General features: G+C 53.0%; 23 protein-coding genes (1 of these 23 cut by a window edge). 4 read left to right on the forward strand and 19 right to left on the reverse strand.

Annotated features, from left to right (window positions below):
• The 3 genes from K0H79_RS19095 to K0H79_RS19105 all read left to right on the forward strand — a co-directional run.
• On the forward strand, positions 1 to 205 hold the 3' portion of the coding sequence (locus K0H79_RS19095; protein WP_220066183.1) for a hypothetical protein. It extends 146 nt beyond the left edge of the window; only the last 205 of its 351 coding nucleotides appear in the window; the start codon falls outside the window, past its left edge; its stop codon occupies positions 203 to 205.
• 102 nt (positions 206 to 307) lie between these two features.
• Entirely contained in the window at positions 308 to 1210 is a 903-nt protein-coding gene (locus K0H79_RS19100) for a 1,4-dihydroxy-2-naphthoyl-CoA synthase (protein ID WP_220076892.1), read from the forward strand.
• 158 nt (positions 1211 to 1368) lie between these two features.
• Positions 1369 to 1572: a DUF2061 domain-containing protein gene (locus K0H79_RS19105; protein ID WP_220076893.1), complete on the forward strand. Its 204-nt coding sequence runs from the start codon at positions 1369 to 1371 to the stop codon at positions 1570 to 1572.
• Between the two features lie 38 nt (positions 1573 to 1610).
• Here K0H79_RS19105 and glmS read toward each other — a convergent pair whose 3' ends face one another.
• The 18 genes from glmS to mioC form a co-directional block, all read right to left on the reverse strand.
• Complete coding sequence (gene glmS, locus K0H79_RS19110; protein WP_220076894.1) at positions 1611 to 3440, reverse strand: glutamine--fructose-6-phosphate transaminase (isomerizing); 1830 nt, start codon at positions 3438 to 3440, stop codon at positions 1611 to 1613.
• Between the two features lie 32 nt (positions 3441 to 3472).
• Positions 3473 to 4237, reverse strand: coding sequence for a DeoR/GlpR family DNA-binding transcription regulator (locus K0H79_RS19115; RefSeq protein ID WP_220066188.1), 765 nt, complete (start codon positions 4235 to 4237; stop codon positions 3473 to 3475).
• A 143-nt stretch (positions 4238 to 4380) separates the two neighbouring features.
• Complete coding sequence (locus K0H79_RS19120; protein WP_220076895.1) at positions 4381 to 6474, reverse strand: TonB-dependent siderophore receptor; 2094 nt, start codon at positions 6472 to 6474, stop codon at positions 4381 to 4383.
• Positions 6475 to 6654: 180 nt separating this feature from the next.
• Positions 6655 to 8019 (reverse strand): bifunctional UDP-N-acetylglucosamine diphosphorylase/glucosamine-1-phosphate N-acetyltransferase GlmU, encoded by a 1365-nt coding sequence (glmU, locus tag K0H79_RS19125; protein WP_220076896.1) that lies wholly within the window; start codon positions 8017 to 8019, stop codon positions 6655 to 6657.
• Positions 8020 to 8149: 130 nt separating this feature from the next.
• Entirely contained in the window at positions 8150 to 8575 is a 426-nt protein-coding gene (locus tag K0H79_RS19130; protein ID WP_011761749.1) for a F0F1 ATP synthase subunit epsilon, read from the reverse strand.
• A gap of 35 nt (positions 8576 to 8610) precedes the next feature.
• Positions 8611 to 9999, reverse strand: coding sequence for a F0F1 ATP synthase subunit beta (atpD, locus tag K0H79_RS19135; protein WP_011761750.1), 1389 nt, complete (start codon positions 9997 to 9999; stop codon positions 8611 to 8613).
• 37 nt (positions 10000 to 10036) lie between these two features.
• Positions 10037 to 10897 (reverse strand): F0F1 ATP synthase subunit gamma, encoded by an 861-nt coding sequence (gene atpG, locus K0H79_RS19140; protein WP_011761751.1) that lies wholly within the window; start codon positions 10895 to 10897, stop codon positions 10037 to 10039.
• 50 nt (positions 10898 to 10947) lie between these two features.
• The gene (gene atpA, locus K0H79_RS19145; RefSeq protein ID WP_220066191.1) at positions 10948 to 12489 is read right to left on the reverse strand and encodes a F0F1 ATP synthase subunit alpha; all 1542 of its coding nucleotides are present in this window, start codon (positions 12487 to 12489) and stop codon (positions 10948 to 10950) included.
• Between the two features lie 14 nt (positions 12490 to 12503).
• The gene (atpH, locus tag K0H79_RS19150; RefSeq protein ID WP_011761753.1) at positions 12504 to 13037 is read right to left on the reverse strand and encodes a F0F1 ATP synthase subunit delta; all 534 of its coding nucleotides are present in this window, start codon (positions 13035 to 13037) and stop codon (positions 12504 to 12506) included.
• A 15-nt stretch (positions 13038 to 13052) separates the two neighbouring features.
• Positions 13053 to 13523 carry a F0F1 ATP synthase subunit B gene (atpF, locus tag K0H79_RS19155; protein ID WP_011761754.1) on the reverse strand — a complete coding sequence of 157 codons (471 nt, stop codon included), beginning with the start codon at positions 13521 to 13523 and terminating at the stop codon, positions 13053 to 13055.
• Between the two features lie 39 nt (positions 13524 to 13562).
• The gene (gene atpE, locus K0H79_RS19160; RefSeq protein ID WP_011761755.1) at positions 13563 to 13814 is read right to left on the reverse strand and encodes a F0F1 ATP synthase subunit C; all 252 of its coding nucleotides are present in this window, start codon (positions 13812 to 13814) and stop codon (positions 13563 to 13565) included.
• 67 nt (positions 13815 to 13881) lie between these two features.
• Positions 13882 to 14676 carry a F0F1 ATP synthase subunit A gene (gene atpB / locus K0H79_RS19165; protein ID WP_011761756.1) on the reverse strand — a complete coding sequence of 265 codons (795 nt, stop codon included), beginning with the start codon at positions 14674 to 14676 and terminating at the stop codon, positions 13882 to 13884.
• Positions 14677 to 14689: 13 nt separating this feature from the next.
• Positions 14690 to 15073 (reverse strand): ATP synthase subunit I, encoded by a 384-nt coding sequence (locus tag K0H79_RS19170; protein ID WP_220076897.1) that lies wholly within the window; start codon positions 15071 to 15073, stop codon positions 14690 to 14692.
• Between the two features lie 224 nt (positions 15074 to 15297).
• The gene (locus tag K0H79_RS19175; RefSeq protein WP_011761758.1) at positions 15298 to 16176 is read right to left on the reverse strand and encodes a ParB/RepB/Spo0J family partition protein; all 879 of its coding nucleotides are present in this window, start codon (positions 16174 to 16176) and stop codon (positions 15298 to 15300) included.
• A 9-nt stretch (positions 16177 to 16185) separates the two neighbouring features.
• The gene (locus tag K0H79_RS19180) at positions 16186 to 16974 is read right to left on the reverse strand and encodes a ParA family protein (RefSeq protein ID WP_011761759.1); all 789 of its coding nucleotides are present in this window, start codon (positions 16972 to 16974) and stop codon (positions 16186 to 16188) included.
• A 90-nt stretch (positions 16975 to 17064) separates the two neighbouring features.
• Positions 17065 to 17685 carry a 16S rRNA (guanine(527)-N(7))-methyltransferase RsmG gene (gene rsmG, locus K0H79_RS19185; protein WP_220076898.1) on the reverse strand — a complete coding sequence of 207 codons (621 nt, stop codon included), beginning with the start codon at positions 17683 to 17685 and terminating at the stop codon, positions 17065 to 17067.
• Between the two features lie 101 nt (positions 17686 to 17786).
• Complete coding sequence (mnmG, locus tag K0H79_RS19190; RefSeq protein WP_220076899.1) at positions 17787 to 19676, reverse strand: tRNA uridine-5-carboxymethylaminomethyl(34) synthesis enzyme MnmG; 1890 nt, start codon at positions 19674 to 19676, stop codon at positions 17787 to 17789.
• Positions 19677 to 20121: 445 nt separating this feature from the next.
• Positions 20122 to 20562 (reverse strand): FMN-binding protein MioC, encoded by a 441-nt coding sequence (gene mioC / locus K0H79_RS19195; RefSeq protein ID WP_220076900.1) that lies wholly within the window; start codon positions 20560 to 20562, stop codon positions 20122 to 20124.
• Positions 20563 to 20708: 146 nt separating this feature from the next.
• Here mioC and K0H79_RS19200 point away from each other — a divergent pair, with 146 nt between their 5' ends.
• Entirely contained in the window at positions 20709 to 21623 is a 915-nt protein-coding gene (locus K0H79_RS19200; RefSeq protein ID WP_220076901.1) for an endonuclease/exonuclease/phosphatase family protein, read from the forward strand.
• On the opposite strand, the gene fghA is transcribed toward K0H79_RS19200, so the two are convergent.
• On the reverse strand, positions 21574 to 22419 hold the full coding sequence (gene fghA, locus K0H79_RS19205) for an S-formylglutathione hydrolase (RefSeq protein WP_220076902.1): 846 nt from the start codon (positions 22417 to 22419) through the stop codon (positions 21574 to 21576). The two genes, K0H79_RS19200 and fghA, sit on opposite strands and share 50 nt — an antisense overlap.
• Between the last annotated feature and the right edge of the window lies 1 nt (position 22420).

Below are 22420 nucleotides of genomic sequence, written 5' to 3' on the forward strand. Positions count from 1 at the left end.
AATCATTCGTGTTGACGGTAGGTTGCAGAAACTCAAGGCAGAAATAGGCGAGCGACTCACGGCGGCGGAGCTTTCAGAATTTGATGCTGTGCTGACCGATAAAAACAGTGTGATGGATTTTAAAGATAACTACTGTGAAAAAAGTGGCGTGAGCCATCCGGTTTTCGACAAAGAAAACCTGCAGTTTATTTGCGACAATCTTTAATGCTTTTGTCGGCCAGCCCATGGCTTTTACCTTAAAGCATTGACCCTAAACCAACTTGAGCCTAGCCTGTGGCAACTAATCTGAACATAGGCAGGCTCAGTCATGACCAAAAAAGTTTCTGATAACTTTGATCCAGATCTCTGGACAGAAGTACCAGGTTTTGCATTCGACGACATCACCTACCACAGGGCCAAGGATCAGGGCACGGTACGCATCGCTTTTAACCGTCCTGACTGCCTCAACGCCTTTCGCCCCAAAACCGTTGATGAACTCTATACCGCCCTGGACCACGCCCGCCAATGGCCCGACGTTGGCTGTGTACTGCTGACCGGCAACGGCCCCTCTGCCAAAGGACAATATTCATTTTCCTCCGGTGGCGACCAGCGCATTCGCGGTAAAGACGGCTACAAATACGAAGGCGAAGAAACAGGCAAGGCCGATGTGGCCCGCATGGGCAGGTTACATATTCTGGAAGTGCAGCGACTCATCCGCTTTATGCCCAAGGTAGTAATAGCCGTGGTCCCCGGTTGGGCTGTGGGTGGTGGTCACAGTCTGCATGTGGTGTGCGACCTGACTTTGGCCTCAAAGGAACACGCTGTATTTAAACAAACCGACCCGGATGTGGCCAGTTTCGACTCCGGCTACGGCAGTGCCTATCTCGCCAAGATGGTAGGACAAAAGCGCGCCCGGGAAATCTTCTTCCTTGGCTTTAACTACAGCGCAGATGAAGCAGCCGCTATGGGCATGGTCAATCGCAGTATTCCCCATGCCGAGCTGGAAACCGAAGCCTTACGCTGGGCCAAAGAGATCAATTCCAAATCCCCCACCGCCATGCGTATGCTTAAATACGGCTTTAACCTGCCGGACGATGGCCTAGTTGGCCAGCAACTGTTTGCCGGTGAAGCCACCCGCCTTGCCTATGGCACGGATGAAGCACGTGAAGGCCGCGATGCCTTTTTGGAAAAGCGTGATCAGGATTACTCCGATTTTCCCTGGCACTATTGATTGTAAAACCCGTTAATCAGGTCCAAAAAATGGCGCAGCTTAAGGCTGCGTCTTTTGTCTTAATCGGCCGCCTCGTTTACCTCAATTGAACAATTCCACTTTACACACAAGTGATAATCATTATCATTTAAGGCAAGTAATCAATTGGGGATTCCACCATGTTAAAGACCATGACCTTTGCCATGCTGCACTTTGGTGTGGCCTTCAGCATCACGTATTTACTCACCGGCAGCCTGCTTATCGGTGGCGCAGTCGCCCTGATTGAACCGACCATCAACACTGTGGTGTTTTACTTCCACGAAAAAGTCTGGAAGCGGATAGAAGCCAAAAAATCTCTGCCAGTCTCCGGAATGACCGCATAAAAAAGCCTCCCATAGGGAGGCTTTCAAACTTCAGGCTTTTATTCCACCGTGACCGACTTGGCCAAGTTACGAGGCTGATCCACGTCTGTCCCCTTGATCAGTGCCACATGATAGGACAACAGTTGCAGCGGAATGGTGTAAATGAGCGGCGCCATAAACTCATCACAGTGAGGCACCGGGATCACCTTCATGGTGTCGTCCGAGGCAAACTCGGCATCCTTGTCGGCAAACACATACATCAGGCCGCCACGGGCACGTACTTCTTCCACGTTGGATTTCAGCTTTTCGAGCAGCTCGTTATTGGGCGCCACCACAATCACCGGCATATCGGCGTCGATCAGCGCCAGCGGGCCGTGTTTGAGTTCACCCGACGCATAAGCCTCGGCGTGGATGTAAGAAATTTCCTTGAGCTTAAGTGCCCCTTCCATGGCGATGGGGTACTGATCGCCACGGCCGAGGAACAGCGCATGATGCTTGTCGGCAAAGTCTTCGGCCAGTGAAGCAATAGCATCGTCCAAGCCCAGTGCCTGCTCAACCTTGGCGGGCAGTGATTGCAGGCTTTGGGTTAATGATGATTGCAGCTCGGCAGACATGCCGTTGTTGCGACCAATCACTGCGGTCAGCATCAGGAGGCCGGCCAGTTGCACGGTAAAGGCCTTGGTGGAGGCCACACCGATTTCAGCGCCCGCTTTCATCATGTAAGCCATGTCAGATTCGCGTACCAGGGATGAACCGGGGGCATTACAGATGGTCAGGGTGGCCTGATAGCCCATTTCTTTGGCCAGACGCAGCGCCGCCAGGGTATCGGCGGTCTCGCCGGACTGAGAAATGGTCACCAGCAGGCTGTTGGGGAATAGGTGCGACTTGCGATAACGGAATTCGGAAGCGATTTCCACGTTACAGGACACCCCGGCCCATTGCTCCAGCCAGTAACGGGCGGCCATGCCCGCGTGGTAGCTTGTACCACAGGCGATGATCTGCACGTGTTTGATGTCTTTCAAAAGGTCGGCTGCTTTGTCACCAAAGGCACTGTCCAGCACCTGCATGTTGGCGATGCGGCCTTCCAGGGTACGGGCCAGGGCACGTGGCTGCTCATAGATTTCCTTGAGCATATAGTGGCGGTATTCGCCCTTGTCGCCGGCATCGTGGGTTACTTCAGACTCTTTGGCTTCACGCTCTACTTCATTGCCATCCACATCGAAGATGCGCACGATACGGCGGGTCACTTCGGCCACATCACCTTCTTCAAGGAAAGCGAAGGTGCGGGTTACAGGCAGCAATGCCAACTGATCAGAGGCGACAAAGTTTTCACCTAGACCGAAACCAATCACCAGCGGGCTGCCACTGCGGGCCACAACCAGACGCTCAGGGTCGCGGCGGTCAATCACTACTGTGCCGTAAGCGCCTTCGAGCTGCTTCACCGTGGCCTGAACTGCAGCCAGCAGAGTATCGTGGCTCTTGAGTTCATGGTGCACCAGGTGGCAAATCACTTCGGTGTCGGTATCTGAGTTGAACTGATACCCCAGACCCTTCAAGCGCTCACGCAGCCTGGCGTGGTTTTCGATAATGCCGTTGTGCACCACGGCGATATCGCCCTCGGACTGGTGCGGGTGCGCGTTACGCTCACTCGGCTCACCATGGGTCGCCCAGCGGGTGTGGGCAATACCAGTGCCACCGGTAAGCGGTGCTTCGGCCAGTGCATCGGCCAGCTCCTGTACCTTACCCACCCGGCGGGTTCGGTTCATTTCGGCATTCTGGATCACCGCCATACCGGCAGAGTCATAACCACGATATTCCAGACGACGCAGGCCCTCGAGCAAAATTTCGGCCACGTCCCTTTGCGCCACGGCGCCAACGATTCCACACATGCTTGTATTTCCGTAAGGTCTATAAAAACTAATTACTGAACATCCGCCAGATACACCTTCACCCCATGAGCCTCTATGGTGGCCACTGCCTCTTTGGGCAATCTGTTGTCTGTGACCACTGCACTGACCTGACTCCAGGGCAGCTCGAGATTGGGAATGCGTCGGCCTATCTTATCGGACTCCAGCATGACAATTACCTCCCTCGACACCTCGGCCATCACACGTGACAGGCCAACGAGTTCGTTGAAGGTGGTGGTGCCGCGGCTGAGGTCTATGCCATCGGCACCGATAAAGAGTTGATCGAAGTCGTAAGAGCGCAGCACCTGCTCGGCCACCAGCCCCTGAAAGCTTTCGGAATGCGGATCCCAGGTGCCGCCGGTCATCAGAAGCGTTGGTTCCTGCTCCAGTTCATGGATGGCATTGGCCAGCTGCAGCGAATTGGTCATCACCACCAGCCCACGGCGATGGGCAAGTTCGGGGATAAGCCCCAGGGTGGTGCTGCCATAATCGATGATGATGCGGTTGTGGTCGCGGATGAGTTTGGCGGCCTCTTTGGCTATGGCGAGCTTTACCGGGGAGATGGCCACTGCCTGGGCATTCAGCTCTTGGGGCAAGGGCACGGCTCCACCATAACGGCGAAACAGCAGTCCCGCTTTCTCAAGCTCGGCCAGGTCTTTGCGAATGGTCACCTCGGAGGTGGCAAACTCGCTCGCCAATTGATCCACATTCACCTCACCCTGAGCATTCAGAAGTTCGATAATGCTGCGGCGGCGCTGCTGAGTATTGCGTTTGGTCATCCGTTATTTTCAACTTAACTTTCGAATCGAAAGATAGATTATATTAAAACGAAACAAAATAACCAAGAGCGAAATTTAGACCGTGAAAGCAAAAGGCAGCCTTGTGGCTGCCTTGGATGTTTGGGTGGAATGCCCGGGAAAGATTAGAACTTGGCGTTCAAAGCCAGGCTGAAGTGGCGTCCCTGTCCCAGGGTGACCATCTGGTAGTTACCACCGTCCAGGTACTCGGTATCAAACAGGTTGCGCACGTTGGCACGAATGCCGATTTCACTGCCGCCGATATCGAAGGTATAAGCGGCGCCCATATCGAAACGCACATAACCATCTTTGCTGATGCTGTTTGGGGTATCGGCAAAACGTTCACCCACATAAACAGCGCCCAGGTTCACCGCAAAGTTATCCGTTACTTCGTAGCGGCTCCAGATATTCGCCGACCACTCGGGGGCATCGATAGGTGTCTTGCCATTCAGGCTGTCCGCGGTTTTGTACTCGGCATCCAAATACATCATGGAGGCAGTTAAAAACAGGCTGTCACTGACCTGCCCCTGGGCACCCAGCTCCATCCCTTTATGATGCTGAATCCCATCCTGACGGGTGACCCTGGTGATATCGCCCACGGGCACATCCAGGGTATGCACAACAATACGGTTATCGATTTCGATATCGAACAGGGCGCCGGTCAGCAGCAGACCGCCATTCATCAGTTCCCACTTGGCACCCAGTTCATATTGGGTACCAAATTCAGGATCCAGCTCCATGTCATTGCTCAGGTCATTCTCATCATTGACCTTACCCTGGGGGACAAAGCTCCTGGAGTAGTTGGCGTACAGGCTCAAGTCCTGCTGCGGCTGCCAGATCAGGCCAAATTTGGGTGACACGGCATTATCGTTGCCTGAGTCTTCCTTTTGCTCGTCGAAACGTACACCGGCCAATACCTTCCACTGGTCGTTGATGCTGATAAGGTCTTGCAGATAGACCCCGTAGAACTCATAACCGCTGGTGGACCAACTGGTGTCATCCTTATAGGAAATGTCGGGACGGGGCACAGCCACACCGGGCATGACATTTTGCCGCGCACCGGATGATCTCAATTGGGCGTAGCCGTAATCGAGCTTGTTTGCGCCAAGCAGTAGTTTGTGCTCCATCCCCGCCAGCTCAAACTCACCATTTAGGTCCACATAGGCCGTCTTGTGGCTCCAGTCGTCGAAACGGTCGAATGGGCTTATCTGGTACCCGATGCTCATGGCGTCGGTATTGTAACGTGGGGCCGAGTCAAAGCGCTGCCGATTGAACTGCTGGTCGTTGTAGCCAACCTTAAGCTTCCAGTTATCACTTAACTGCCAAGCCAAATCGGCGCCCAGATTGGTAATGCTGTTGTCGGTAAATGCCCAGGGCATATCCCAGATTTGCTCCCGGCTGCCGATAAGATTTCCGTCTGCATCAAGCCAACCACCAATGTCGATACCGGCCTTGTCTTCGGTACGATCGTAACGCAGCGACAGCAACAGGTTGTCGGTAATGTCATAGTCCAGGGCGATAAAGCCCAGCCAGCGGTCCCGCTCCTGCTGCCCGGCCGACTCCCCGGCCAGAGGTGAATAGCTGCGCCAGTACTCCGTGTCCTGTTTAACGGCCACAGCACGGTAACGCAGAGAATCAGTCAGCGCACCACCTGCATCCAGCTGGAAACGGGTCGAGCCTTCTTCGTCGGTATCAAAGCCCAGTTCGAACAGGCGATCAAAAGTAGGCTTCTTGGTCACCATGTTGACCAGACCACCGGGGCCAGACTGGCCATAGAGCATGGACGAGGGGCCTTTTAATACTTCCACCTGGCTTAAGATTTCAATCGGCAGCACATAGTGGGCAAACAATTGATGACCATTGGCGAGGTAGCCAGAGCCCGAGTCCAACTCAAACCCACGCAGTGAAAACACCTGACGGTTCCAGCGCTGAGTTCCCGCTGTAATGGAAGAGTCGTTCACCAGCACTTCAGCAAGGTTGGTGGCCAGCTGCTCGTCTGTTACGAAGTCCGGGATCACACTCACTGACTGTGGCGTCTCCAGCAATGACATATCGCCGCGCATGGCGCCATTGGCAGCACCGACCTTGTATTCGTTAAAGCTGCGGCCTTTAACTTCGATACGCTCCATGTCGCCATGGGATGCGTCATCGGCCAGTGCCAGCGGGGATTGCAGCGCAGCCACGACGGCCAGGCTCAGGGTGGAGAATTTGAGTGACATGCCTACCTCTTTACCAACTCTGTCAAAAAGTCTTACGAAACTGGCAGCACTATAATTGAGAATAGTTCTTATTTGATTTTCTTTACGGTAATTTACAATTGCAGGTGAAGGCGCTCACAAAAGCATTGGTGTGAAAACAAAAAAGCGGCGCAAATGCGCCGCTTTTCAATGAGAAGTGGATTACTTTGGCTTTTTCACCGGACGCTGCCAGCCCTGAATATGGCGCTGCTTTACCCGGGTGATAACCAGCTCGTTTTCGCCCACTTCGTGGGTCACGGTAGAACCGGCGCCCAGGGTCGCGCCTTTACGAATAACGACCGGTGCCACCAGCTGGGTATCGCTGCCAACAAAGACATCGTCTTCAATCACGGTGAGGTGTTTGTTGGCGCCATCGTAGTTACAGGTGATGGTACCGGCGCCTATGTTTACGCCTTTGCCAATTTCGGCATCACCGAGGTACGCCAGGTGCCCGGCTTTGGAGCCTTCACCAAGTACGGCTTTCTTCATTTCGACAAAGTTGCCAATGTGGGCGTCTTTGTGCAGCTCAGCGCCGGGGCGCAGACGGGCGAACGGGCCCGCACTGGCGCTATCGCCCAGTTTGGCACCTTCAATAATACTGTAGGGTTTGATGTCGGCGTTGTCGGCAATCTCGCAGTCAATCAGGATAGCACCGGCACCAATAGTGACATTATTACCAAGCTTAACCTTGCCTTCAAAAATCACGTTTACATCAATCATCACGTCCATGCCCACAGTCACGTCACCGCGAATATCGATACGGGCCGGGTCACGCAGGTTGGCACCATTAAGCATCAGCTCTTCGGCGCGGCGGGCCTGATAGGCACGCTCCAATGCCGCCAGCTGCACCCGGTTATTGGCGCCTTCGGTCTCAATGGGATTGGTGGGGTTGGCTGTATCAATGGCCACTCCATCGGCGTGGGCCATGGCAATCACGTCAGTGAGGTAGAACTCGCCTTGGGCGTTGTTGTTCTCGAGGCGGCCAAGCCAGCTCTTTAAACGCTTGCCCGGCAGCGCCATGATGCCGCTGTTGATTTCGTTAATCTTGAGCTGCTCAGGGCTGGCATCCTTTTGCTCGACGATACCGACGACTTTACCGCCTTCCCGCACCATGCGGCCATAGCCGTTGGGGTTATCCAGATGTACGGTCAGCACGGCCACACCGTCTGGTTGACGGGCAGCCAGCAAGGCTTCGAGGGTTTCCTTGCGGATCAGCGGCACGTCGCCGTAGAGCACCAGCACTGTGTCCTCGCCATTGATGTGGTCAATCGCCTGCGCCACCGCATGGCCGGTACCCAGCTGCTCGGCCTGGAGCACGAAATTCAGCGGCTGCTCGCCAAGCCTGTTTTTCAGCAGTTCGCCACCATAGCCATACACCAGATTGATGTTATCGGCATTGAGCTCACGCGCCGTGTCTATCACGTGCTGAACCATAGGTTTGTGGGCGACGCTGTGCAGTACCTTGGGCAGGTCTGAGCGCATGCGGGTGCCTTTTCCGGCGGCGAGAATGACAACATTGAGCGACATAGGAGGTCCCTTATCTTTTATCTGGCGCAAGTGTACCCGAATGCCGACTAAAATTCAGCGCTGAACTGAGCGCCTTATTTTTGCCAATAAAAAAGGCGCCCTGGGGCGCCTTTTTTGGGACACATTCACCTTATCTGGCAATGTTCTTCTTGATGGTTTCAACCACACGCAGCTGAGCTACGGCCTTGGCCAGCTCGATGGCTGCCGCGGCATAGTTGAAATCGGCACCGGCTTCGGCCATATGGGCCTCGGCGCGACGTTTGGCTTCCAGAGCCGCCTGCTCATCAATGTCTTTGGCACGCAAAGCCACATCAGCCAGCACAGACACAGAATTGGCTTGTACTTCCAGCAAACCGCCGGACAGGTAGAAAACCTCTTCTTTACCGTGCTGCTTAACGATGCGCACCATGCCAGGTTTGATAAAAGTCAGCAGAGGGGCGTGACCAGGCATGATGCCCAGCTCACCCTCGCCACCGGTCACTTGCAGGTGTTCTACCAGACCGGAAAAAATGCGAGTTTCTGCACTTACGATATCAAGATGTACTGTCATGGCCATAGCGTTCTCCATTTAAGACTCAGGCAGGGCCCGAATTACTTCTTGTTGGCTTTCTCAACGGCTTCGTCGACAGAGCCAACCATGTAGAACGCTTGCTCTGGAACGTGGTCGAACTCACCTTCCAGAATGCCCTTGAAGCCACGGATAGTGTCTTTCAGAGGCACGTACTTACCAGGAGAACCGGTAAATACTTCCGCTACGTGGAAAGGCTGAGACAGGAAACGCTCAATCTTACGGGCGCGGGATACTGTCATCTTATCGTCGTCTGACAGTTCGTCCATACCCAGGATGGCGATGATGTCTTTCAGCTCTTTGTAGCGCTGCAGAACGTTTTGAACGCCGTTAGCCACGTCATAGTGCTCCTGGCCAACAACCAGAGGATCCAGCTGACGAGAGGTGGAATCCAGTGGGTCAACCGCAGGGTAGATACCCAGAGAAGCGATTTGACGAGACAGTACCACGGTCGCATCCAAGTGGGCGAAGGTGGTGGCTGGGCTTGGGTCGGTCAAGTCGTCCGCTGGTACGTATACCGCCTGTACGGAGGTAATAGAACCAGTCTTGGTAGAAGTAATACGCTCCTGGAGTACACCCATCTCCTCAGCCAGAGTAGGCTGATAACCTACGGCTGATGGCATACGGCCCAGCAGTGCTGATACTTCGGTACCGGCCAGGGTATAACGGTAGATGTTGTCTACGAACAACAGTACGTCTTTACCCTCGTCACGGAACTTCTCGGCCATGGTCAGACCGGTCAGGGCCACACGCAGACGGTTTCCTGGTGGCTCGTTCATCTGACCGTACACCATGGCTACCTTGTCCAGTACGCCTGATTCCATCATTTCGTAGTAGAAGTCGTTACCTTCACGGGTACGCTCACCTACACCAGCGAATACTGACAGACCAGAGTGGGCCTTGGCGATGTTGTTGATCAGTTCCATCATGTTAACTGTCTTACCAACGCCCGCACCACCGAACAGACCTACTTTACCACCCTTAGCGAATGGGCATACCAGGTCGATTACCTTGATACCGGTTTCCAGCAGTTCAGTCGTGTTTGACTGCTCTTCATAGGAAGGAGCGGCACGGTGAATAACATAACGATCTTCTTCACCGATAGGACCCGCTTCATCCACAGGCTCGCCCAGCACGTTCATGATACGACCGAGAGTGGCCTTACCAACAGGAACGGCAATAGCGGAACCAGTGTTTTCAACCTCGATACCACGACGCAGACCGTCGGAAGAACCCATGGCGATGGTACGAACCACACCGCCACCGAGCTGCTGCTGAACTTCCAGCACCAGGCCGTTACAGGTACCTTCACCTGTGATCTTCAGAGCGTCATATACCTGAGGTACGGCATGCTGTGGAAACTCTACGTCCACAACCGCGCCAATTACTTGGACAACAGTACCTGTGCTCATGATTAATCCTCTAAAACTTGTATTCGTTACCTAAGCCTTAAACCGCTGCTGCACCGGAAACAATTTCCGACAGTTCCTGCGTAATCGCAGCCTGACGGGCCTTGTTGTAAACCAGTTGCAGGTCATCGATCAGCGTACCGGCGTTGTCAGTCGCAGCCTTCATCGCCACCATACGGGCAGCCTGTTCAGACGCGATGTTTTCCACAACACCCTGGTACACCTGAGACTCCACATAACGCACCAGCAGAGTATCCAGAAGGTCTTTCGGATCCTGCTCGTAGATGTAGTCCCAGTGATGAGCAATCTCATCATCTTCGGATTTAGGCAAAGGCAGCAGCTGCTCGATCACGGGGGTCTGGGTCATGGTGTTCACAAACTTGTTGAATACCACGTACAGACGATCCAGTTTGCCTTCGTTGTAAGCTTGCAGCATAACGCGCACAGTACCGATCAGGTCGGCGAGCTTGGGAGCATCACCGAGGCCTGAAGCATGGGCCTGTACCTTTCCGCCAAAAGCTTTGAAGAACTGCACACTGCGGGCACCGATGGGGCAGAACTCTACCTCAACACCCTGGGCTTTCCAGTTCTTCACGTCTGACACAACCTTTTTGAACAGGTTGACGTTCAAACCACCACAAAGACCGCGGTCGGATGCTACAACAATGTAACCGACGCGCTTGGCCTCTCTCACCTCTAAATAGGGGTGTTTGTACTCGAGAGAACCCTGGGCAACGTGACCGATCACCTTACGCATGCTTTCCGCGTATGGACGGCTGGCAGTCATGCGGTCCTGCGCTCTGCGCATTTTGCTGGCTGCCACCATTTCCATGGCGGAAGTGATCTTCTGAGTGTTCTTCACACTCGCGATCTTGGTTTTAATCTCTTTTGCGCCGGCCATCTCTACTCTCCAATCTGGACCTGAGGTGCCTTATGACACCTCGACGATTTTTACCAGGTTTGGGTTGCCACGAACTTGTCGAGACCAGCCTTCAGCTCAGCTTCGATTTCGGCGTTATAGTCGCCGGTATCGTTGATAAGCTTCATCAGGTTGGCATGCTCGGCGTTCATGAATGCGAGCAGAGCGGCTTCGAAATCACCAACTTTCTTCAGAGCAATACCCTTCAGGAAGCCTTTTTCTGCGGCGAAGATCACCACAGCCTGTTCGGCTACGCTCATTGGGGCATATTGCTTCTGCTTCATCAGTTCGGTAACACGCTCACCGTGCTCCAACTGGGCACGAGTTGCATCGTCAAGGTCAGATGCAAACTGAGAGAACGCAGCAAGCTCACGATACTGTGCCAGCGCGGTACGGATACCACCGGACAGTTTCTTGATGATCTTGGTCTGGGCGGCACCACCTACACGGGATACCGAAATACCTGGGTTAACCGCTGGACGCAGGCCAGAGTTAAACAGGTTGGTTTCCAGGAAGATCTGACCATCGGTAATAGAAATTACGTTGGTCGGTACGAACGCAGATACGTCACCGGCTTGGGTTTCGATGATAGGCAGAGCGGTCAAAGAACCGGTCTGGCCAGTCACGGCGCCCTTGGTGAACTTCTCAACGTACTCTTCGTTCACGCGGGAAGCACGTTCCAGCAGACGAGAGTGCAAATAGAATACGTCACCTGGGTAAGCTTCACGTCCTGGTGGACGACGCAGCAGCAGGGAGATCTGACGGTAAGCAACGGCCTGCTTAGACAGGTCATCGTATACGATCAGGGCATCTTCACCGCGGTCACGGAAGTATTCACCCATGGTACAACCAGAGTATGGCGCCAAGAACTGCAGAGCAGCCGCTTCTGAAGCAGAAGCAACAACCACAACAGTGTTAGCCAGAGCACCGTGCTCTTCCAGCTTGCGTACTACGTTGGCGATGGTAGAAGCCTTCTGGCCTACAGCCACGTACACACACTTGATGCCAGAATCGCGCTGGTTGATGATGGCGTCGATAGCCATCGCAGTTTTACCAGTCTGACGGTCACCGATGATCAGCTCACGCTGGCCACGACCGATTGGGATCATGGAGTCAACGGCTTTGTAACCAGTCTGAACTGGCTGAGAAACTGATTTACGGTCAATTACACCTGGAGCAATCACTTCAACAGGAGCAAAACCATCGTTGTCGATGGGGCCCTTGCCGTCGATTGGCTCACCCAGAGTGTTTACCACTCGGCCAAGCAGGCCGCGGCCAACTGGAACTTCCAGAATACGGCCAGTGGTTTTAACTTTTACGCCCTCAGCCAGATCGGCATAAGGACCCATTACTACAGCACCGACAGAGTCGCGCTCAAGGTTCAACGCGATTGCATAACGGTTGCCAGGCAGTTCGATCATCTCACCCTGCATTACATCGGCCAGGCCGTGTACGCGGATGATGCCATCGCTTACCGCAACGATAGTACCTTCGTTACGGGCTTCGCTGACTACGTCGAACTGCTCGATCCGCTGCTTAATCAGATCGCTGATTTCAGTGGAATTCAGTTGCATGCTCAAACTCCCAATTACGATTGCAGCTTATCAGACAGGCGGGCCAGTTTGCCGCTCACAGAACCATCGATAACGAGGTCCCCTGCCTTGATAATTACACCGGCGATCAGGCCGGCATCTACGCTGCAATTCAGCTTAACTTTGCGTGCGAGACGTTTCTCTAGGGAAACACCAATCTGCTGTTGTTGTGCGTCGGAAAGCTCAGTGGCAGAAACCACATCGGCTTCTACTTCCTTGGCCCATTCCAAACGGTACTCAGCAAACAGCTGAGCCACAGCAGGCAGTACTTCCAAACGACCGTTTTCAGCCATCACCTTGATCAGGTTTTGACCGTGCTCGTTGAGCTGCTCACCACAAACATCAATAAAGAGTTTGGCGAGCGCGCTACTGGCCATAGAGCCAGCGAGCAGTGGGCGCATGGTTTCGTTTTCACTTACCAGCGCAGCAAAACCGAGCATTTCGGCCCAGCTGTCCACGGCTTGTTTTTCAACGGCAAAATCAAAAGCTGCCTTTGCATAAGGGCGAGCAATGGTGGTTAACTCAGCCATACCCCTTCTCCCTTATCAAATTTCAGCGACAAGCTTTTCAACTATGTCACTGTGTGCGGCTGCATCAATCGAACGTTCGAGGATCTTCTCAGCACCGGCAAGGGCCAGAGTAGCAACCTGCTTACGCAGTTCCTCTTTCACGCGATTGCGTTCAGCTTCAATTTCAGCTTTGCCCTGAGCGATGATACGTGCACGCTCAGCGTCAGCCTCGGCTTTTGCTTCTTCAACGATCTGAGCCTTGCGCTTGTTGGCAGACTCGATGATTTCATTGGCTGTAGCTTTGGCTTCTTTGAGCTGCTCGGTGGCCTTGGCCTGAGCGAGCTCCAGGTCTTTTGCGGCGCGGTCAGCGTTTGCGAGACCGTCAGCAATCCTCTTTTGGCGTTCTTCGATGGCATTCATCAAAGGAGGCCAAACATACTTCATGCAGAACCACACGAAGATAATAAAGGCGACCGTCTGACCGATTAGGGTAGCGTTGATATTCACAACAGCCTCCTATTTTGAGTTAAGACAGAAGCGGTTTTTTTACAGCATTGCGCCCAGTGGGTTGGTAAACAGCATGTACAGAGCGATACCCACACCGATCATGGTTACGGCGTCGAGCAGACCAGCCACGATGAACATCTTAACCTGCAGCATAGGAGCCATTTCTGGTTGACGAGCAGCGCCTTCCAGGAACTTGCCACCCAGAAGACCGAAACCGATAGCGGTACCCAGTGCACCCATACCAATCAGCAGAGCAACAGCGATTGCAGTAAAGCCCAGAATAGTTTCCATCTGTATCTCCAGTATCTAAATCTAAATTAGTTGATGATTTAGTTTAAAAAAATTTCTTCAGCAATCCTTAATGATCTTCATGTGCCATGCTGAGGTAAACAATCGTCAGCATCATGAAGATAAACGCTTGCAGTGTGATAACCAGAATGTGGAAGATCAACCAACCCAGTTGCAGGGTTACACCCAGAGAGGCGATCAGCCAGTTGGCACCATACATCAGCGCAATAAGGATGAAGATCAACTCACCCGCATACAGGTTACCGAATAGACGCAGAGCCAATGAGATTGGCTTGGCGATCAGGGTAACTGATTCCAGCAGGAGGTTGACGGGTATCATTGCCCAGTGGTTAAAGGGCTGCAGTGTCAGTTCTTTCACGAAGCCAGACACTCCCTTGACCTTGATGCTGTAATAGATAATCAGCAAAAACACACCCAGCGCGAGGCTGAAGGTGATGTTCAGGTCAGTCGTCGGAACCACTTTCAGGTAAGGCACACCCAGCATAGCGGCGGTGTGTGGCAGCCAGTCAACTGGCACCATGTCCATGAAGTTCATCATGAAAACCCAAACGAAGATGGTCAGAGCGAGAGGAGCGATCAGGGCATTGCGGCCGTGGAAGGTTTCTTTCACGCTGTTGTCCACGAACTCGACGATCATCTCGACAAAACACTGAAGCTTGCCGGGAACGCCAGTAGTCGCTTTCTTGCCAACGCTACGGAAAATCCACAGGAACAAAACACCAAGACCAACCGAAAAGAGCAACGAATCAATATGCCATGTCCAGAATCCTTCACCAACGGAAAGGTTGGTCAGGTGATGCTGGATATAGCCCTGCGGTGTTAACGCTTCACCAGTTGCAGCCATGATTCATCCCACTTTACTTTTGCTTGAAGTATAAAGGCGCTGTCCAATGCACCAGGAGTGCCAGTGAGTAGCAAACGAAAAGCGGCATAAAGACGATTTTCAAATTGATAAACACCAACGAAAACAGGGCAATGGTTAACAGCAACTTTACCGCTTCCCCCCAGTAGAAGGTTTTCAGTACCTTCCCTGCTGCACTTGCTCCCGAATGGGAAAAAGCGAGGGTTGCGAATACAAAATTAGGGAGCACAGCTATCGCAGCACCGGCTAAAGCCGATACTCCGTATTGCGCTCCCCAGACGACGAAGAAGAGAACTGACGCACCCCCGGCTATCACCGCCTGCATCAACACCAATTTATAGGCAGACCACCGGCCACGACGCGCCAAAACCTTGCTCAATTCTCATTCTCCGCATTCGGACTTTTTGTTTCTGTGACCGGACAACAAAATGCCGTAAAAAGTCACAGTACAAAAAGCTTGCGAAAGTATACCTTTTCGGGCCTTCAATGCAACTTTGAGATGCGTAAAATCGCCACTTTTCAATGGTTCTACGACCAAAGATTCAAAAAGCAAAGATTAACATTCGTCACAAATTTACATGAAACTCTGTTAACTGCCCGGAATCAGCGGATTTTACTGAGAATACCGTCTAATTCAGCGAGATTTTGGTAGTTAATTACAATTTTTCCCTTGCCCTTACTGCCGTGAGCAATGGAAACCTTGGCTCCCAGCTTTTCAATCAACTGCTGCTCCAAACGGCTTACATCGTGATCTTTTACCGGTTTTTCTGCTTCTTTAGCGGGATTTAAGGTTCTATTAATTAATCGTTCAGTTTCCCGAACGGTGAGCTCTTTGGCGGCAACTAAACGTGCCAGATTTGTCTGTTCTTCACCCTCTACGGCGAGCAGCGCACGGGCGTGGCCCATGTCGATATCGCCATATTCAAGCAAACGCTTAACGGGTTCATTCAGACTGTTGAGACGCAGCAGGTTAGTGACTGTAGTGCGGGATTTACCCACGGCATCGGCCACCTGCTGGTGGGTGAGTTCAAATTCTTCCAGCAGACGATGCAAGGCGATGGCTTCTTCCATGGCATTGAGATCTTCACGCTGAATGTTTTCAATCAGGGCAATGGCCACCGCTGACTCGTCAGGCACCTGTTTGATGATACAGGGGACCTTTTCAAGCTTGGCCAGCTGTGAGGCGCGCCAGCGACGTTCACCGGCAATGATTTCGTACTTTTGTTCGGCGACCTTGCGCACCACTATGGGCTGAATAATGCCCTGAGCCCGAATGGACTCGGCCAGTTCTTCCAACGCCTCTGGTGACATATCCTTACGGGGCTGGTACTTGCCGGGTTGCAGCAAATCCACATCCAGGTGTACCAGGTCGTCCTGTTTGTCGGCCCGGGCAGCTTCCTGTTCCAGTTTTCTACTGGCGGCATGGCTGGTGCTCAGCAGTGCATCCAGTCCCTTACCCAAGCCCCGTTTTTTCAAAGTCATTGCTAATCCTTACGCCTGCTTTTTAGCCTGGGTTTGCTCACCCCGGCGAATAATCTCTCCGGCCAGGGCCAGGTAGGCCTTGGCGCCAGCACTGGATTTATCGTAATACATGGCAGGCGCGCCAAAACTCGGGGCCTCGGCCAGACGGATATTACGGGGGATCACAGTCCGGTAAACTTTCTCGCCAAAATGCTGCTTGAGCTGATCGGATACATCATTGGCCAATCGATTGCGAGGATCGTACATGGTACGCAAAATTCCTTCGATGCCAAGTCCCGGATTCACCATGGAGGCCAGCTTGCCTATGGTATCGATAAGGGCAGTGAGACCTTCCAGCGCAAAATACTCACATTGCATGGGCACCAACACTGAGTCGGCAGCGGACATGGCGTTCACGGTCAACATGTTCAGAGAAGGCGGGCAGTCGATAAAGATAAAATCATACTGATCGCGGATAGGGGCCAATGCGTTGCGCAGACGCACTTCACGGGCGAAGAATTCCATCAGCTTAATTTCGGCGGCCGTCACATCACCATTGGCGGCAATGAGATCGTATTTGCCCTGGGTATCTTTCACCACCACATCGGCAAACGGCTTTTCCTCCACGAGCAGCTCATACGCGGTATTTTCTACCTCGTACTTATCGACACCACTGCCCATGGTGGCATTACCCTGGGGATCCAGGTCTATCAGCAGCACCTTGCGCCGGGTTGCTGCAAGCGAAGCCGCCAGGTTAATGCAAGTAGTTGTTTTTCCTACGCCACCTTTCTGGTTGGCTACAGCAATGACTTTCCCCACAATTTCACCCTGTTGTTATTCTGTCGTTCAACCAAGACATAACGCCTTGGACAAGTTGCTTGATGTTGCTGCCAATTGCAAGGCAGAGGGTCACGCTTTGACCAATTTCAGCAGATGCCTTTGCTCATCCAGCCCGGGGACTGTGAGCCTGATGGTTTCAATCAACTTAAAGCCTTCGGGGATCCCGGCCATCTCTTCATCACCAAGCTGGCCCTTGAGGGCATAAAAACTGCCATTTTCGGCTGGCAAATGATGGCACCAGCTGAGCATGTCCCCCACAGAGGCAAAAGCGCGGCTCAGCACGCCATCGAATCCCTGCTCGGGTTGATACAGCTCGACCCGGCTTTCCACCGAGCTGATGTTTTTCAGCCCAAGCTCCACTGCCACCTGCTTTTGGAAGCGAATGCGTTTACCCAGGCTATCGAGCAAAACAAACTCTTTGTCGGGATTGATGATGGCCAGCGGAATACCCGGTAAACCGGGGCCAGTCCCCACATCGATAAACCGCTTACCCACCAGATGAGGTGACACCACCAGGCTATCGAGAATATGGCGGGTCAGCATTTGCGCCGGTTCCCGCACCGACGTCAGGTTGTAGGCCTTGTTCCACTTGTCGAGCAGCGCCACAAAGGCAAGTAATTGCTGTTGCTGCTGGGCATCGACCTGCAGGCCCGCTTTGGCGAGATCCTGACTGAGTTTTTCGGCTAACACTGGCTATCTCCGTCGGTACAACTGTCTTGGTGGGCTATTATGAGGCCCAGAAAAAGTGAAGGGAAGCCCGGAGGCCTCCCTTGCACGCGAGTGGTGCGAGCTTAAGCGCTCTTTCTCAGCAATCCACGTTTTTTCAGGTGAACCAGCAGAATGGATACGGCTGCAGGGGTAACACCTGATATGCGCGAGGCCTGACCTATGGTCTCTGGTTTGTGGGCGTTGAGCTTGGCCGTTACTTCGTTGGACAGGCCCGGCACTTCGCTGTAGTCCAGATCCAGCGGTAAGCGGGTGTTTTCGTTCCGCTCCGCCTTGGCGATTTCATCCTGCTGACGCTGGATGTAACCGGCGTATTTAACCTGAATCTGCACCTGCTCCGCAGCCAAAGGATCGGCAAGCCCAGGACCGAATCCGTCAACCTTCATCAGGGTGTCGTATTCAATCTCAGGTCTGCGCAGCAGATCTTCCAGCGACGCTTCGCGGGTCAGTGGGGCGCTGAGCACTTCATTGAGCTGGGCCACCTGAGGTGAATTCACATGTACCCACTGGCTGCGCAAACGCTGTTGCTCAAGCTCGATGGACTCGCGTTTTTCACTGAATTTTTGCCAGCGGAAGTCATCAACCAGGCCCAGTTCACGGCCTTTTTCGGTGAGACGCAAATCAGCATTGTCTTCACGCAGCAGCAAACGGTATTCGGCGCGGCTGGTGAACATACGGTAGGGCTCTTTGGTACCCAAGGTGGAGAGATCGTCCACCAGCACCCCCAGATAAGCCTGATCGCGGCGTGGTGCCCAGGCTTCTTTGCCCTGTACCTGCAGTGCGGCGTTGAGACCGGCCAAGAGCCCCTGAGCTCCGGCTTCTTCGTAACCTGTGGTGCCGTTGATCTGTCCGGCAAAGAACAAACCGTCGATAACTTTGGTTTCCAATGAGTTTTTCAGATCTCTTGGATCGAAGTAGTCATATTCAATGGCATAACCAGGGCGAACAATTTCAGCCTGTTCCATGCCTCGAATAGAGCGAACCAATTGAATTTGCACGTCAAATGGCAAGCTGGTCGATATACCGTTCGGGTAAATTTCGGTGGTCGTCAGGCCTTCGGGCTCGATAAAGATCTGGTGCGAGCTTTTATCGGCAAAACGATGAATTTTGTCTTCAATGGACGGGCAATAACGGGGGCCAATACCCTCAATCACCCCTGAATACATGGGGCTGCGGTCCAATCCACCACGAATGATGTCGTGGGTGCGTTCGTTGGTGTGCGTGATGTAGCAAGAGATCTGCTCTGGATGCTGGCTCAGCTCACCGATAAAAGACATCACAGGCAAGGGCGAATCGCCTTTTTGCTCTGTCATTACTGAAAAATCAATGGTTCTGGCATCAATACGGGGAGGCGTGCCGGTTTTCAAACGTCCTACGCGCAGCGGCAGATCCCGTAATCGATGGGCGAGGGCAATGGCGGGTTGATCACCGGCGCGGCCGCCGCTGTAATTTTCCAAACCTATGTGAATTTTGCCTCCCAGGAAGGTACCGGCAGTCAGCACCACGGCAGGGGCTTCAAAGGCCAGTCCCATTTGGGTAACAGCGCCGATAACCCGGCCATTCTCCACCACCAAATCATCTACGGCTTGTTGGAAAATCCGCAGGTTAGGCTGCTGCTGCAGAATACTCAGGATTTTGGCTTTGTAGAGGGCTCTGTCTGCCTGAGCGCGGGTCGCTCTGACCGCTGGGCCTTTACTGGAATTCAGGGTACGGAATTGGATCCCCGAGAAATCAGTGGCGATCGCCATTGCACCACCCAGAGCATCTATCTCTTTTACCAGATGCCCTTTACCAATACCGCCAATGGCAGGGTTGCAGGACATCTGACCCAGGGTATCGACATTGTGGGTGAGCAGCAGTGTCTTGCATCCCATACGGGCTGCAGCCAAGGCGGCTTCGGTACCGGCATGGCCGCCACCTACTACTATCACATCAAACCGTTCATGAAATTGCATGACACTACCTTAAAGCGAGAAAACAAAGATCGCACAACGAGCCGGGTATTTTAGCATTGCCAGAGACAGAGTTGAACGATCTGTTTGCATGTAAAGATCCAAAGGGGATCGGCTTATAGATCTTAAGATCTTTATATAGATCTCTTTATTATTATCTCTTATTAGGATCGCACTTTTCTGTGGGTAAGGGTAAAAGTCCTTTTAAAACATGAGACAAGTGAAATCTGATCCTGTGATCTCAAGGCGATCTACTCTGAGAAAAGGTGGGGATAGAACGGCATTTTATCCACAGGGTGGATCTTTGACCTGATAGGGATTTGAGTAATGCAACGCTAGATCAGATCTAAATCATACCTTATCCACAAATTTATTATTAAATAACAGGTTTTGTGGATAAGAATGATCTAAGTTGTGGGTGACAGAGGATAACCTTGGGTATGCGATCTCAGAGTTTACCAATCCATTGTTGCAACCACTGAATGGCTGGCTCTTCGGGCACGGGATCGGCTTGTACATCGATCCGGATCTTATCCACAAAAGGTTTTGCACCGGCGTCGCTCAATAATTGAACAAGCTGTTCCGGACCCTCACAAAAGGTATCGTAGCTGGAGTCGCCAATGGCGCAGAGTGCGAACTGTACCGTGCTCAAATCCGGCATCGTCAGCATCAAAGATTTGGCAAATGGCTGCAGATTATCGGGCAGATCGCCTGCACCATGAGTCGCAGATACCAATAACCACAGGGCCGAGGTATCCAGCGAATCCAGCGATGGATCCAAATGGGAGCAACATTCGTGCCCTGCGTCACTGAGTACCGCTGCCAACTCATCTGCCACGTATTCACTGCCACCCAGGGTAGTGCCAATCAGGATTTCAATTTTTGCCATCGCTACATCCGTTGAAGAGAAAAATGCTTGAAGATTGGCGTCATGGTAGCCCAAAGCCTGGGGCGGTGGAACGGATCTCAAGTCTGTAGCTGCTGTGCTAGCATGGTGCAGTCACTGGATTACGGCCAAGGGGCAAACACATCGCTATGACCAATAAGCAGAAAGTAGTCATCTGGTTGAGTGCCGCCCTCATTGCCCTGTTAACCGGTTTGTTGATGACAGTGCTGGTGAAGATCCCGGAAGTACCTCGGGTGGTTCTGGGCAATAGCGCTACGGTGCTCTCCCACCAGGGGCGCTGTTTTCACCTTGATGATTCAGCAACGGCGTTGGATGACAACGTCATTGACGAGCACGGCGTTATTGCCTTGCTGGTTTGGAATATTCACAAACAAAGCGATGGTGAGTGGCCTAAAGCGCTGTGGACACAGGGAGAGCACTGGCAACTGCTGTTACTGCAGGAGGTCGAACTCAGTAAGGATTTCAGCACTGCACTTGAAAATCATCAGTTCAGTTGGAGTATGATGCCCGCTTTTCGCTTTCAGGGGCTGGATTATGGTGTGATGCTGGCTGCACGCCGTCCTCCGCTCGAGGGTTGCGGCCTGCTAAAGGTTGAGCCCTGGATCCGACTTCCCAAGGCGGCGCTTTACGGTCTTTATGCCCTGAGTAATGGTGAGACCTTGCTGGCGGTTAATCTCCACGGGATCAACTTCGATCCCAATTTGCAGGAGTGGGAAGATCAATTGGCGCCGCTTTTACGCTTGGTTATGCAACATCAAGGGCCCGTGATCCTGGCGGGCGACTTTAACAGTTGGGGAGAGCGCAGAAGCAAAAAGCTCGAAAAGCTCATCGAACCACTGGGGCTTAATGCTGTGAGCTTTGAGCCTGATGAGCGGATCAGAGTTTTTGGTACGCCGCTTGACTGGGTATTTTACCGAGGCTTACATCTGAAAAAGGCGCAATCACCCACAACAAATGTGTCGGATCATGCGCCCCTGATGGTGCAGTTCGAACTTAGCCCCGGGTCAACCAGTGATGGTGAAACTCCAGGTGTTCATCAATAAAGCTCGCGATAAAGTAATAGCTGTGATCGTAGCCAGACTGCATCCGCAGATTCAGTGGAAAGTCGGCACTGTCAGCGGCACGTTGCAGCCGTTGTGGCATGAGTTCAGTTTCTAAAAAGCTGTCGGCATCGCCCTGATCCACCAGCATGGGGATAGGTTCGGCGCCACGGCCAATCAATTCACAGCTGTCGTATTCGCGCCAGCTTTCCCGGTCTTTGCCCAGGTAATTGCCAAAGGCCTTTTGCCCCCAGGGGCTTTGGCTGGGATTACAAATAGGGCTGAACGCAGACACGCTGGCATAGCGCCCCGGGTTTTTCAGCGCTATGGTCAGGGCGCCGTGGCCGCCCATGGAGTGACCGGCAATGCTGCGTTTGCTGCTGACCGGAAAATTGGATTCAATCAGCTTCGGCAGCTCTTTCACCACATAATCGTACATGCGGTAGTGTTTACTCCAGGGCGCTTCGGTGGCATTGAGATAAAAACCTGCCCCCAGGCCAAAGTCCCAGGCGCCATCGGGATCGTCGGCCACACCTTCGCCCCGAGGGCTGGTGTCCATGGCAACAATCGCAAGCCCGAGCGTCGCGGCCAGCCGCTGGGCGCCTGCCTTCTGCATAAAGTTTTCATCGCTGCAGGTGAGGCCTGATAGCCAATAAAGCACAGGTACGCTTTGGGTTTCGGCCTGGGGAGGCAGAAAAATCGCAAAGCGCATCTTGCAATCCAGGCTGCTGGATTGATGACTGTATTGCTTGTGCCAGCCATCAAAACTGCGATTGGCACTGATTAGTTCCAGTGTCATG

It is taken from the genome of Shewanella sp. FJAT-52076 (assembly GCF_019457455.1).
Lineage (GTDB): Bacteria > Pseudomonadota > Gammaproteobacteria > Enterobacterales > Shewanellaceae > Shewanella > Shewanella zhangzhouensis.

Excerpts from the sequence above, each read along its gene's own strand:
- glmS (WP_220076894.1), bottom strand. The coding sequence starts at position 3,440 with ATGTGTGGAATCGTTGGCGCCGTGGCGCAAAGGGACGTGGCCGAAATT.
- atpE (WP_011761755.1), bottom strand. The coding sequence starts at position 13,814 with ATGGAAACTATTCTGGGCTTTACTGCAATCGCTGTTGCTCTGCTGATT.
- atpH (WP_011761753.1), bottom strand. The coding sequence starts at position 13,037 with ATGGCTGAGTTAACCACCATTGCTCGCCCTTATGCAAAGGCAGCTTTT.
- atpD (WP_011761750.1), bottom strand. The coding sequence starts at position 9,999 with ATGAGCACAGGTACTGTTGTCCAAGTAATTGGCGCGGTTGTGGACGTA.
- K0H79_RS19100 (WP_220076892.1), top strand. The coding sequence starts at position 308 with ATGACCAAAAAAGTTTCTGATAACTTTGATCCAGATCTCTGGACAGAA.
- mnmG (WP_220076899.1), bottom strand. The coding sequence starts at position 19,676 with ATGCAATTTCATGAACGGTTTGATGTGATAGTAGTAGGTGGCGGCCAT.
- K0H79_RS19130 (WP_011761749.1), bottom strand. The coding sequence starts at position 8,575 with ATGGCCATGACAGTACATCTTGATATCGTAAGTGCAGAAACTCGCATT.
- K0H79_RS19115 (WP_220066188.1), bottom strand. The coding sequence starts at position 4,237 with ATGACCAAACGCAATACTCAGCAGCGCCGCCGCAGCATTATCGAACTT.
- K0H79_RS19105 (WP_220076893.1), top strand. The coding sequence starts at position 1,369 with ATGTTAAAGACCATGACCTTTGCCATGCTGCACTTTGGTGTGGCCTTC.
- atpG (WP_011761751.1), bottom strand. The coding sequence starts at position 10,897 with ATGGCCGGCGCAAAAGAGATTAAAACCAAGATCGCGAGTGTGAAGAAC.
- atpA (WP_220066191.1), bottom strand. The coding sequence starts at position 12,489 with ATGCAACTGAATTCCACTGAAATCAGCGATCTGATTAAGCAGCGGATC.
- mioC (WP_220076900.1), bottom strand. The coding sequence starts at position 20,562 with ATGGCAAAAATTGAAATCCTGATTGGCACTACCCTGGGTGGCAGTGAA.
- fghA (WP_220076902.1), bottom strand. The coding sequence starts at position 22,419 with ATGACACTGGAACTAATCAGTGCCAATCGCAGTTTTGATGGCTGGCAC.
- atpB (WP_011761756.1), bottom strand. The coding sequence starts at position 14,676 with ATGGCTGCAACTGGTGAAGCGTTAACACCGCAGGGCTATATCCAGCAT.
- K0H79_RS19200 (WP_220076901.1), top strand. The coding sequence starts at position 20,709 with ATGACCAATAAGCAGAAAGTAGTCATCTGGTTGAGTGCCGCCCTCATT.
- K0H79_RS19120 (WP_220076895.1), bottom strand. The coding sequence starts at position 6,474 with ATGTCACTCAAATTCTCCACCCTGAGCCTGGCCGTCGTGGCTGCGCTG.
- glmU (WP_220076896.1), bottom strand. The coding sequence starts at position 8,019 with ATGTCGCTCAATGTTGTCATTCTCGCCGCCGGAAAAGGCACCCGCATG.
- K0H79_RS19175 (WP_011761758.1), bottom strand. The coding sequence starts at position 16,176 with ATGACTTTGAAAAAACGGGGCTTGGGTAAGGGACTGGATGCACTGCTG.